We start from the raw sequence: 12,194 nt of genomic DNA, 5'->3' as shown, positions 1-12,194 counted from the left end.
GGCATGACAGCGAATTCGGTCGGTGAACCTACGGCCAGCTGTCAGTTACGCCGCCGCCTGCTCGCGCGGCTGGTAGATCGCGGTGTGCTGGCAGTGCGCCAGCGGCGTCGTGCCGTTGGCGACCACCAGGGCGTCGAGCTCGACGAAGCGGTGGCCCTTCTTCTCGTAGTTCGCGGTGACTTTGGCCCGCGCGGTGATCTCGTCGCCGGCGCGCGCGGCTGACAGCAATTGCATACGGCTGCCGACATGGATCCACGGGCCGAGGATGGTGTTGTCCACCAGCACGCGGTTCATGACGCGCTGGATCAGGCCGGGATGGCCGAGCCCCTCGCGCGCGAAGATCGGATCGGCCTCGCGGATGTCGGCGAGATAGTCGGCCGCATCCTGCCCGGTCCAGCGGCGCGGCGTCGTGCCCAGCCATTTGCCGGTCTCGAAGGTTGCCGGGTTGACCGGTTTGCGCTCGGCAATCGCGGGGACCTCGACATAGTCGCTCAACGACACCGCAGTCGCAGTCGCCGGCAGCGACGCCGTGCCGGTGGCACAGAGCTCGGTGCGGCTGAACACCTCGATGGTGAGCAGGCCGTTGTGCTCGGTCGCATCGACATCGGCGGTCTCGCCGTCATAGACCGGCTTGATGAAACGCGCCTCGATCAGCCCGCGCGACAGGAAATCGCGGCCCCAGCGCGCCACCGGCACATGCATCATGTAGGCGAAGACGTCGACGCCGGGGACCAGCCCACCGGAAAAGCCGAAGCGGCGCGCCACTGCATCGTCATGCATCTTGTTTTCGGATTGCTTGGCCGTGTTGTAGGCCTCGACGCGATAGGTTTCGAGTCGGTTCGGCATGGCTTGGCTTTCCCCAAATTCTTGTTGTTTCGGGCCGATCGTAGGCCCTGAGGAACCGGGGTCAATCCCCTCGCCTTTGCGGCCCGAATGGGGTACCACGCGGCTGCTGCGGAACCGCTTCGCAAGCCCCATCTACGGACAATGACGAACCCTCAAAACACCACCCGCATCTATGTCGACGCCGACGCCTGTCCGGTGAAGGACGAGATCTATCGCGTCGCTGGCAGGCACGGCCTGCCCGTGAGCGTGGTCGCGGGCAATTTCATCCGCGTGCCCCAGGATCCATTGATCGAGCGGGTCGCCGCGGGTGCCGGCATGGACGCGGCCGATGACTGGATCGCGGAACGTGCCGGGCCCGGCGATATCGTCATTACCTCGGATATTCCGCTCGCGAGCCGCTGCGTGAAGGCCGGCGCCGATGTGATTGCGTCCAACGGCAAGGCGTTCACCGAAGAATCGATCGGGATGACGCTCGCGGTCCGCAACCTGATGACCGATTTGCGCTCGGCCGGCGAAGTCACCGGCGGTCCGAAATCCTATTCAGCGCGCGACCGCTCGACATTTCTGTCGACGCTCGACCAGACCATCCGCCGCATTCAGCGCCGCCGCGCCGACCAGGCCGCAACAAGACAGGACTGAGACACCGCATGGCGCCACCGTTGATCCAACTGCGCGATATCAAGCTGACCTTTGGCGGCACGCCGCTCCTGGCGGGCGTCGAACTGTCGGTTTCGACCGGCGAGCGCGTCTGCCTGATCGGCCGCAACGGTTCCGGCAAATCTACGCTGCTCAAGATCGCCGCCGGCCTGGTCGAACCGGATGGCGGCAGCCGTTTCGTGCAGCCCGGCGCCACCATCCGCTACCTGCCGCAGGAGCCAGACTTTTCCGGTTTCTCCACCACGCTCGCCTATGTCGAGGCCGGCCTCAATGCCGGCGACGACCACTATCAGGCGCGCTATCTGGTCGAGCAGCTCGGTCTCAGCGGCGAAGAAGATCCGGCGCATGTCTCCGGCGGCGAAGCCCGCCGCGCGGCGCTGGCACGCGTGCTGGCGCCCTCGCCCGATATCCTGCTGCTGGACGAGCCGACCAACCATCTGGATCTTCCGACCATCGAATGGCTGGAGAGCGAACTGGAGAGCCGCCGCTGCGCGCTGGTGATCATCAGCCACGATCGGCGCTTCCTGGGCAATCTCTCGCGCAGCACCGCCTGGCTCGATCGCGGCCAGATACGGCAGATCGACCGCGGCTTCAGTGCCTTCGAGGCCTGGCGCGACGAGGTGCTCGCGGAGGAAGAGCGCGACCAGCACAAGCTCGACCGCAAGATCGTCAACGAGGAGCACTGGCTGCGTTACGGCGTCTCGGGCCGCCGTAAGCGCAACGTCAAGCGGCTCGGCAATCTCCACGCGCTGCGCGACCAGCGCCGCACCCATCGCGGCGCGACGGGCAACGCCAACCTCGCGGCCGCCGAAGCCGACAAATCCGGCAAGCTCGTCATCGAGGCCAAGAACATCAGCCGGTCTTATGGCGAGCGAAAGATCGTCGACGGCTTCTCGATCCGCGTCCAGCGCGGCGACCGCATCGGCATCGTCGGTCCGAACGGCGCCGGCAAGACCACGCTCATCGAGATGCTGACCGGCGGCAGCGCGCCGGACAGCGGCAGCATACGGCTCGGCGCCAACATCGAGATGGCGACGCTCGATCAGCATCGCGAAAGTCTCGATCCCAAGACGACGCTGGCCGAGGCGCTGACCGGCGGCCGCGGCGACCATGTCATGGTCGGCGGCAAGCCGAAGCACGTCGTCAGCTACATGAAGGACTTCCTGTTCGCCCAGGAACAGATGCGCACGCCGCTGGAGGTGCTGTCGGGCGGCGAGCGCGGCCGGCTGATGCTGGCACGCGCGCTGGCGAAGCCTTCAAACCTCCTGGTGCTGGACGAGCCGACCAACGACCTCGACCTGGAGACCCTCGACGTCCTCGAGGAAATGCTCAGCGACTACGAGGGCACCGTGATCCTGATCAGCCACGATCGCGATTTTCTCGACCGCGTGGTGACGTCCGTGATCGTGCCCGAGGGTAACGGACGCTGGCTCGAATATGCCGGCGGTTATACCGACATGCTGGCCCAGCGCGGCGCCGACGTGAAGCGGGCGACAGCGAAGGCCGTCGAAGAGACGAGAGAGCAGCGATCAGTTGCGCCGTCCGGCGTCGCGAGACGACGGTTGACCTTCAACGAGCAACACGCGCTGGAGACGCTGCCCAAGACCATCGCCAAGCTGCAGGCCGAAATCGCCAAGCAGCAGCGCTTCCTTGACGACCCCGATCTCTTCCGCAAGGATCGCAAGCGCTTCGATCAGGCCTCCGACGCTCTGACGAAGGCGCAAAAGGAATTGGCCGAGGCCGAGGACAAATGGCTGGAGCTCGAAGTGCGGCGCGAAGAGATTGAACAGGCCTAGCGTGCATTCCGCAAAAGTGGGCACCGCTTTTGCAAACGGAATGCGCGCCAACTCAGAGACTTCCATGACAACGACCCTTGCCGCCAAAATCGCCCGCGAATACGGCACGCCCTGCGCCGTCATCGACATGGACAAGGTCGAGCGCAACATCGCGCGCATCCAGAAGGCCTGCGATGACGCCGGGATCGCCAACCGTCCCCACATCAAGACGCACAAGAACCCGACGATCGCCAAGATGCAGATCGCTGCCGGTGCCAAGGGCATCACCTGCCAGAAGCTCGGTGAAGCCGAGATCATGGCCAATGCCGGCATCGATGACATCCTGATCAGCTACAATCTGCTCGGCGAGGAGAAGATGGCGCGGTTAGGGGCGCTGCAGGCGAAGGCCAACATGACAGTCGCCGCCGACAATTCGACCGTCGTTGCCGGCCTGCCCAAGGCCGCTGCGGCCTCAGGCCGACCGCTGTCGGTCGTGGTCGAATGCGACACGGGCCGCAAGCGCGCCGGCGTCGAGACGCCAGCCGAGGCCATTGCGCTGGCACAGGAGATTGCCGCATCCAAGGGCCTGCAATTCGCCGGCTTCATGCTCTACCCGACCGAGACCGGCTGGGCGGATGCGCAAAAATTCTACGACGAAGCTCTGGCCGGCGTGCGCGCGCACGGGCTGGATGCAAAGATCGTCTCGACCGGCGGGACGCCGAACCTGAAGAATCTCGGCAAGCTCAAGGGCGGCACCGAGCACCGCTTTGGCACCTACATCTACAACGACCGCATGCAGGTCGCCGCCGGCTCCGCCACCTGGGACGACTGCGCGCTTCACATCTATTCGACGGTGGTGAGCCGTGCCGCGCCCGAGCGCGGCATCCTCGATGCCGGCTCCAAGACGCTGACCACGGATACCGGCGGCCTCGACGGCCACGGCCTGATCCTGGAGCATCCCGAAGCCAAGATCGCACGCTTCGCCGAGGAGCATGGCTTCCTCGACCTCTCCCGCAGCAACACCCGGCCCAATGTCGGCGACATCGTCCGCATCGTGCCCAATCATGTCTGCGTCGTCGTCAACATGATGGACGAAGTGGTGATGGTGCGCGGCGATGAGATCATCGGCACGCTGCCGATCGCAGCGCGGGGGAAGCTGCGGTAGCTATCCCCCGATCAGCGCCTGGAGTTCCCGGACCAGGCCATCGCGGAACAGCTTGATCGGCCGCTCCAGCCGACCGGCGGGGGCGCGATGCACCACCCATGCGCGCACGGCGGGTTTGAAGTCGCGCGCAGCGACCGGCTTGAGCCTGTCGCGAAATGCGCTGCGTTTCAGGGCGATCGGGGTGACGAGCCCGACGCCGAGGCCGCGCGACACCAGCGACAGGCGAAGCTCACTGTCCAGCGCCTCGACGGCAATCTTGAACGGCAGATGCGAGGCATCGAATTTTCGCTTCAGCGTATCGCGAAATCCACAGCCGTCCTGGTTGATTACCCACGACAGTTGGGACAGCCGTTCCAGGTCGACGGTGCGCGGGATCTTCATCTCGCGTGCGACGACGAAGACGACGGGCTGCGCGCCGAGATCGTCGGCCGCCAGATCGGCGGGCGGCACTGCACCGTCGGGGAGACAAATCGCGGCTGCATCGAGCTCGTTGCGGCAGACACGCTCGAGCTGGTTCGGCGACCAACCGGAGACCACCCGCACCGCCAGCGCGGGAAATTCGGCGCGCACCGCATCGAGTGGTGCGGTCAGGCCTGCCTCCGAGAGAAACGGCGTCAGACCGAGCCTGAACTCGCCGCGGACGATTCCGTCGTTGGCCACGCCCGACTTGAGGTCGTCCAGCATCCTGAGCAGACGCCTGCCCTGCTCGTAGGCCTCATGGCCCGCCGCCGTCGGCTTCAGGGGTTTCGAGAGCCGGTCCAGAAGCTGCGCCCCCAACATCTCCTCGAGATTCTGGATACGTCGGGTCACGCCAGGCTGGGTAAGATTGAGACGCGCCGAAGCTGCGACAATCGATCCGGTCTCGACCACGGCGACGAAAGCAACAAGGTCATGGGTATTCATAACAAACTCGCATATTCTTTATAGGCTTATTTGAATTGTAGCATATTTATCCCCCCGCTTAAAGGGTCCCGCGCCACAGCTGCGAGGTCCCATGACTGTCTCCGAACCCACCAGGCCTGCGTCCCGAAACCAGCTCGCCGAGCGGCCGCTGATCTGGCTCGGCGCGATCACCGCCGGTGTCGTCGTCACCAATTTGTTCGCGCCGCAGATCCTGCTCGGCTTGATCGGCCGGTCAATGTCGATGCCCGCGTGGCAGGCGGGGCTGATCAGCACGCTGACCTTGCTGGGCTACGCACTCGGCCTGCTGCTGCTCGTACCTCTGGTCGATCTCGTCGAGAACCGGCTTGTCATCCTCCGCACCCTCGGCTGCGCGATCGTTGCCGCTCTCGCGACGGCGCTCGCGCCGACGCCCTCGCTCCTGCTGCTCGCCACCTTCATCCTCGGCGCCTGCTGCGCGGCGATCCAGATGATGGTTCCGCTGGTCGCATCCATGGTGGCACCGGATCGCCGCGGCCAGGCCATCGGCGAGGTGATGGGCGGATTGATGATCGGCATCCTGTTGTCACGACCCGCGGCGAGCCTGATTGCAGATCTCTGGAGCTGGCGCGCCTACTACGTCGTCTCGGCCGCTTTGATGGCTCTGCTTGCCGGCGCACTTGCCCGTTATCTTCCAACCCTTCGACCGACGGCACGCGCGCGCTACACCGATTTGCTGCTGTCCTTTCCAAGACTGCTGCGCGAAGAGCCGGTGCTGCGCGTGCGGGCCTGGACCGCGTCGCTTGTCATGGCCTCCTTCACGGCGTTCTGGTCGGCGGTCGCGCTGCGGCTGCCGGAGGCGCCGTTCGATCTCGATGCCAAGGGAGTTGCCGCTTTTGCATTGATCGGCGTCGCGGGCGCCGCGGCGACACCGATGGCCGGCCGCTGGGGCGACAAGGGCCGCGCGCGGCCGATGTTCTTTGCCGCCCATCTGCTCATCATCGGCTCGCTCGCGCTCTGCGCCTGGGCGGGCATGCTGGACTCCCAGATCACCAGTCTGCTGGTACTGAGCCTCGGCACGATCCTGCTCGACGTCGGCATCACCACCGACCAGACGCTGGGCCGCCGCGCGATCAACCTGTTGCGCCCCGAAGCACGCGGTCGCATGAACGGCCTGTTCGTCGCGCTGTTCTTTATCGGCGGTGGCGTCGGCGCGGCGGCGGCATCGCTGGCCTGGAGTTTTGGCGGCTGGACCATGGTCTGCACGGTGGCGGCAAGCTTCGGCGTGCTCGGCCTCCTCACGGATCTCACAACCCGGACCGGAACGTCATGATAGGATGGTCAGGGCGACAATTGGGCGAGCCGTCGCAACACGCCACTACCCGCCGCAGCTCCCGTCGCGAACGAGGCCTGGAGCAAATAGCCACCCGTCGGCGCCTCCCAGTCCAGCATCTCACCGGCTGCGAAGACGCCCGGCAGCTTGCGGATCATGAAGTCGGCGTCGAGCTCGTCGAAGGAAATCCCGCCGGCGCTGGAGATCGCGCGTGCGATCGGCGCGACGCCCGTGAGCTTGACCGGCACGGCGTTGATGAGCTCCGCCAATCGCTCAGCCGACGTTGCCGACAACGACTGGCCAGCACCGATGGCGGCTTCCTGCAACAGCCCGACCGCGACCGGCGACAGCTGCGCAGCCTTGCGCAGAAAGTTGGAGAAGGATTGCTTGCCGCGCGAGGCGGACAGGCGCTTGACGAGTTCGCCATGATCGACATCCGGCCGCAAAGCGACGTGCAGAACCGCTTCGCCGTTCGCCGCGATTGCCTCGCGCAGTTCGGCGGACAACGCATAGATCGCCCCGCCCTCGATCCCGCCGCTTGTGATCATAGCCTCGCCGCGCACGCGCTGCGGGCCGAAGGACAGCGTGATGCCCTTGAGCGGCTGGCCTTCGAAGCGTGTGCGGAAGATTTCCGACCAGTCGACGGTGAAGCCGGAGTTCGCCGGCCGCAGCGGCGAGATCGCAACGCCTTTGTCGGCCAGGATCGTCGTCCAGCCGCCATCGGAGCCCAGTCGCGGCCAGCTGGCGCCGCCGAGTGCCAGCACTGTCGCGTCCGCTGCGATCGTGGCGCCACTGCCGGATGTGTCAAAGACCAGCCGTCCGTTCCGGTCCCAGCCCATCCAGCGCTGGCGAAAGGCAAAGCGGACGCCGGCGGCATCGAGGCGTCGTAGCCAAGCCCGCAGCAACGGCGAGGCCTTGAACGCTTTCGGAAACACACGCCTGCTGGAGCCGACAAAGGTCGGCTCGCCCAGCGCCTCGCTCCAGGCGCGCAGCGCGTCAGGCGGAAACGCTTCGATCGCGGCCTGCAATCTCGGCGCCGCGTCGCGGTAGCGCGCCATGAACTGCGGCAGCGGTTCGCTGTGGGTGAGATTGAGGCCGCCGCGGCCGGCCATCAGGAATTTGCGGCCCGCGGACGGCATCCCGTCATGGACCGTGACACGAGCACCGCCCTGCGCGAGCACTTCGGCCGCCATCAGACCGGCAGGGCCGGCCCCGATGACGGCGACGGCTGTCAGAGTTTTACCCCAGCGCGCGCAGCGGCCTGGGCGACGTATTTCTGCGTCTGTTCGAAAGCTCCCTGCAACGCCTTCGCCTTCGACATGTCGCTGATCTCTGCGAAATGCGCCGCGACCGCGTCCGGCGTCCACTCGGACTCCGGCAGGTTGATGCCTTCGCTCTCGACGATCTTGATCACCGCGAACGAGCCGGCGCCAGCGCCCATGATGGTGCGCGTCGGCGCGTCCTCGCTTAGCATGTACTCGACGGCGGGCGTGATCGCGTTCGGCTTCATCAATTGCAACGCCTGCGGCGGCAGCAGCTCTTCCGTCATGCGGGTTGCGGCCGTCGGCGAGATGATGTTGACGCGGATGTCGGCCTTGCGGCCCTCTTCGGCCAGCACGTTCATCAGGCCGACCATGCCGGACTTGGCCGCACCATAATTGGCCTGGCCGAAATTGCCGTAGAGGCCGGAGGACGACGTCGTCAGCACGATGCGGCCGTAGTTGCGATCGCGCATGCCGGCCCAGGCCGCCTTGCAGCAATAGAAGGTGCCGACGAGATGCACGTCGAGCACCTTCTGGAAATCGGCCGCTTCCATCTTGCCGAACGATTTATCGCGCAAAATGCCGGCATTGGCACACAAGAGGTCGACGCTGCCCCACTCCTTGGTGGCGCGCTCAACCATCGCCGTGACCTGCTCGAAATTGGAGACGTCGGCGCCGTCGGCCATGGCGATGCCGCCCGCTTTACGTATCTCCTCGACCACGGCTTCCGCCGGCGACAGCGAACCGCCGCTGCCATCGCGCGCGCCGCCGAAATCGTTGACCACGACTTTGGCGCCGCGGCTCGCCAATCCCAGCGCATGCGCGCGCCCCAGACCATTGCCCGCGCCGGTGACGATGGCGACGCGTTCGTCGAACCTGATTGCCATGAGTGCAGCTCCTGCTTCTTCTTCCTTCTCCCCTTGTGGGAGAAGGTGGCATAGGCGGCCAACGGCCGCCGTTCCCAGTTAAAACGCCAACGCGTAGCGTTGGCTACGGCGCCGGATAAGGGGTCTCTCGCAACGGATGTGCTCGCGGAGAGAAACCCCTCACCCGCCTCGCATTCCGCGAGGCACCCTCTCCCACAAGGGGAGAGGGTTCGAGCCCACCGATTTGGACAGCTTTTGAGCAGCGATGGGTTGCCGGGTCAAGCCCGGCAACAATTGTTAGCGTCAGGCGAAATAGATCAACCCCAACCAATCAGCGACCAGTGCGGGCTTGTCCTCGCCTTCGATTTCCACGGTGACGTTGGTGCGCGACTGCAATTCATTCGGCTTGCGCAGCTTGGCTTCCGCCAGCACGAAACGGCCGCGAACGCGTTTTCCCGAACGCACCGGCGAGATGAAACGCAACTTGTCGAAACCGTAATTGACCCCCATCGTCGTACCCGCGATGACGGGCATCACCTCGTAGGACATGATCGACAGCAGCGACATCGTGAGGAAGCCGTGCGCGATGGTGGTGCCGAACGTCGTCTCCTTCTTCGCACGCTCCGGGTCGACGTGAATGAACTGGTGATCCTCGATCACGTCGGCATAGGTGTCGATGCGGGGCTGATCGACCAGGTGCCACGACGACACACCGATCTCCTTGCCGACCATGGCTTGATAGGCCTGAAGCGTAATCGGCGGCTTCTTCCAGACTTCGTTCACTTAGGTCTCACTCCGTGTTTTCGGCAGCTCCGGAAAATCCTCTTCGCGGAATTCCCGGCCGCGCAGGGGATCGTTGCGGTCGTCGTCGCGCTCGAGACGTCTGAGCTGAACGCGGCGGATCTTTCCCGAGATCGTCTTCGGCAGCTCCGTGACGATTTCGAGGCGGCGGATGCGCTTGAACGGCGCAAGGCGCGTGTGCAGATGCCTGAAGATGGAGAGCGCGGTTTCCGGCGACCGTTCCGCGCCGGCTGTCAGCAGCACAAAGGCCTTGGGGATCGCGAGCCGGATCGGATCCGGGCTTGGTACCACGGCGGCTTCCGCGACGAGCTCGTGCTCGAGCAACACGCTCTCCAACTCGAACGGGCTGATGCGGTAGTCGGAAGATTTGAACACGTCGTCGGAGCGGCCGACGAAAGTGAGATAGCCATCGTCGTCCTCGAACACGACGTCACCGCTGCGATAGAGCTCGCCTTCGGCGCCGGACAGCTCACCGTTGTCGCCCTGATAGCCCTGCATCAGGCCGGCGGGGCGGTTTTCGCCGAGCACCAGAGCCACCTCGCCCTCCTTGGCCGGATGACCGTCGGCGTCGCTGACCTGCACGCGATAGCCCGGCAGCGGTCGGCCCATCGAGCCGACCTTGATCTTTTGCCCCGGCGAGTTGCCGGCGAGCGCCGTCGTTTCAGTCTGGCCGTACCCGTCGCGGATGGTGAGGCCCCAGGCGGCCTGCACCTGATCGATCACTTCCGGATTGAGCGGCTCGCCGGCACCACAGACCTCGCGCAAGGCCACCTTGAACGACGCCAAGTTCTCCTGGATGAACAGCCGCCACACCGTCGGCGGCGCGCACAGCGTTGTGACACCGCAGCGGCCGATGGTGGCAAGCAGCCCCTTGGCGTCGAAGCGCGGCTGGTTGACCACAAAGACGGTTGCGCCCGCATTCCACGGCGCGAAGAAGCAGCTCCAGGCGTGCTTGGCCCAGCCGGGCGAAGAGATATTGAGATGGACGTCGCCGGGCTTCAGTCCGATCCAGTACATGGTCGAGAGATGGCCGACGGGATAACTGCGCTGGCTGTGCCGCACCAGTTTTGGCTTTGCGGTGGTGCCTGAGGTGAAATAGAGCAACATCGGGTCGTCGGCGTTGGTCGGGCCGTCGGCTGCAAAGCTCTCCGACGCCTCTGCCGCGTCATCATAGGAAAGCCAGCCATCGGAGGCCTCGCCCACGACAATGCGGACGATATTGTCGGCACTAAGACTTGCGAACTTCGCAACCTGGTCCTGCGCTGCCACCACCGCCTTCGCCTGGCCGCGATCGAGCCGGTCGCGAAGTTCATCGGCCGTGAGCAGCGTCGTCGCGGGAATTACGACGACGCCGAGCTTGATCGCGGCCAGCATCGTCTCCCACAGCGGAACCACATTGCCGAGCAGCAGCAGGAGATGATCGCCGCGCTTGAGGCCCTGCGCGCGGAGGAAGTTCGCGACCTGGTTGGAGCGGCGCGACAACGCCCGGAACGAGAGCTTGGTCTGCCGGTCCTGCGCGGCATCGACGATCCAGAGCGCAGGACGATCCTTGCTGTCCGCATTCGCCGCCAGCTCGGCGTCGAACCAGTCGAGCGCCCAGTTGAAGGGAACAGTATCGGGCCAGCGGAAGCCCTTGACCGCTGTCTCGTAGTCCGTGCGGTTGTGAAGCAGAAACGCGCGCGCTTCCTGAAATGTCGTCATCAAGCTTTCCCGGCCAGCCCCCTAACGTGCTTGATAATTCCGGAAAAATCCACCCCGCCCTGGCCGGCTGCGTCGAATGACTGATAGATCTCCTGCGCATGTTTGCCGAGCGGCGTTGCCGCGCCCGCGGCCTTGGCGGCGTCCTGCGCCAGCGTCAAATCCTTCACCATCAGCGCCGAGGCAAAGCCCGGCTTGTAATCGTTGTTGGCGGGCGAGGTCGGCACCGGCCCGGGCACCGGGCAATAGGTCGTCAGCGACCAGCACTGGCCCGACGAGGTCGAGGCGACGTCGAACAGCGCCTGATGCGAGAGCCCGAGCTTCTCAGCCAGCGCGAACGCCTCGCTCACCGCGATCATGGAAATGCCGAGGATCATGTTGTTGCAGATTTTTGCGGCTTGGCCCGCGCCGGCACCACCGCAATGCACGATCTTCTTGCCCATGTTCTCCAGCACGGGCTTTGCCGCTGCAAACGCGTTGTCCTCGCCGCCGCACATGAAGGTGAGCGTCGCACCCTTGGCGCCGCCGGTGCCGCCGGAGACCGGGGCGTCGACCGAAAGCACGCCGTGCTTGGCCGCCAGCGCATGCGCCTGGCGCGCGCTCTCGACGTCGATGGTGGAGGAGTCGATAATCAGCGCGCCCTTGGTCATGACAGGAACGACCTCGCCCCACACGCCGAGCACATGCTTGCCGGCCGGCAGCATGGTGACGACCACATCGGCGCCCTTCACGGCGCCTGCCGCGCTCTCGGCGATGCCGGCGCCATCGGCCCTGGCCTGGTTGCGGGAGGCCTCGGCGAGGTCGAAAGCGACGACCTTGTGGCCGGCCTTGACCAGATTGGCGGCCATGGGGCCGCCCATGTTGCCGAGACCGATGAATGCGATCGTGGCCATCTTCGTTTCCTCCGCTGAA

At 65.4% G+C, this 12,194-nt stretch carries 11 protein-coding genes; 4 read left to right on the top strand and 7 right to left on the bottom strand.

The genetic code is table 11. From position 1 onward, the window contains the following. Positions 1-45: 45 nt before the first annotated feature. The gene (locus N551_RS0127050; protein WP_027569577.1) at positions 46-846 is read right to left on the bottom strand and encodes a hypothetical protein; all 801 of its coding nucleotides are present in this window, start codon (positions 844-846) and stop codon (positions 46-48) included. Positions 847-987: 141 nt separating this feature from the next. Here N551_RS0127050 and N551_RS0127045 point away from each other — a divergent pair, with 141 nt between their 5' ends. From N551_RS0127045 to N551_RS0127035, 3 genes are all read left to right on the top strand, one after another. After that, positions 988-1,485 (top strand): YaiI/YqxD family protein, encoded by a 498-nt coding sequence (locus tag N551_RS0127045; RefSeq protein ID WP_027569576.1) that lies wholly within the window; start codon positions 988-990, stop codon positions 1,483-1,485. Between the two features lie 8 nt (positions 1,486-1,493). Beyond that, positions 1,494-3,299 (top strand): ABC-F family ATP-binding cassette domain-containing protein, encoded by a 1,806-nt coding sequence (locus N551_RS0127040; protein ID WP_027517420.1) that lies wholly within the window; start codon positions 1,494-1,496, stop codon positions 3,297-3,299. A gap of 64 nt (positions 3,300-3,363) precedes the next feature. Beyond that, positions 3,364-4,443 (top strand): D-TA family PLP-dependent enzyme, encoded by a 1,080-nt coding sequence (locus tag N551_RS0127035; protein ID WP_027569575.1) that lies wholly within the window; start codon positions 3,364-3,366, stop codon positions 4,441-4,443. Here N551_RS0127035 and N551_RS0127030 read toward each other — a convergent pair whose 3' ends face one another. Then, on the bottom strand, positions 4,444-5,346 hold the full coding sequence (locus tag N551_RS0127030; RefSeq protein ID WP_027569574.1) for a LysR family transcriptional regulator: 903 nt from the start codon (positions 5,344-5,346) through the stop codon (positions 4,444-4,446). 91 nt (positions 5,347-5,437) lie between these two features. Here N551_RS0127030 and N551_RS0127025 point away from each other — a divergent pair, with 91 nt between their 5' ends. Continuing rightward, on the top strand, positions 5,438-6,655 hold the full coding sequence (locus tag N551_RS0127025) for an MFS transporter (protein ID WP_027569573.1): 1,218 nt from the start codon (positions 5,438-5,440) through the stop codon (positions 6,653-6,655). Between the two features lie 8 nt (positions 6,656-6,663). On the opposite strand, the gene N551_RS0127020 is transcribed toward N551_RS0127025, so the two are convergent. The 5 genes from N551_RS0127020 to mmsB all read right to left on the bottom strand — a co-directional run bounded on the left by N551_RS0127020 (position 6,664) and on the right by mmsB (position 12,175). Next, a complete protein-coding gene (locus N551_RS0127020; RefSeq protein ID WP_081747963.1) occupies positions 6,664-7,890 on the bottom strand; it encodes a TIGR03862 family flavoprotein in 1,227 nt (408 codons plus the stop codon). Then, entirely contained in the window at positions 7,887-8,804 is a 918-nt protein-coding gene (locus tag N551_RS0127015) for an SDR family NAD(P)-dependent oxidoreductase (protein ID WP_027569571.1), read from the bottom strand. The genes N551_RS0127020 and N551_RS0127015 overlap by 4 nt, the downstream gene beginning before the upstream one ends. Positions 8,805-9,086: 282 nt before the next feature. Continuing rightward, positions 9,087-9,566 (bottom strand): MaoC family dehydratase, encoded by a 480-nt coding sequence (locus tag N551_RS0127010; RefSeq protein ID WP_027569570.1) that lies wholly within the window; start codon positions 9,564-9,566, stop codon positions 9,087-9,089. Next, positions 9,567-11,285 carry an AMP-binding protein gene (locus N551_RS0127005; protein ID WP_027569569.1) on the bottom strand — a complete coding sequence of 573 codons (1,719 nt, stop codon included), beginning with the start codon at positions 11,283-11,285 and terminating at the stop codon, positions 9,567-9,569. Continuing rightward, positions 11,285-12,175: a 3-hydroxyisobutyrate dehydrogenase gene (gene mmsB / locus N551_RS0127000; protein WP_027569568.1), complete on the bottom strand. Its 891-nt coding sequence runs from the start codon at positions 12,173-12,175 to the stop codon at positions 11,285-11,287. The genes N551_RS0127005 and mmsB overlap by 1 nt, the downstream gene beginning before the upstream one ends. Between the last annotated feature and the right edge of the window lie 19 nt (positions 12,176-12,194).

Origin of the sequence: Bradyrhizobium sp. URHA0013, from assembly GCF_000518345.1 — a bacterium.
Lineage (GTDB): Bacteria > Pseudomonadota > Alphaproteobacteria > Rhizobiales > Xanthobacteraceae > Bradyrhizobium.
The sequence above is the reverse complement of the archived record's forward strand: the minus strand, read 5'-3'. Positions and strand labels throughout refer to the sequence as shown.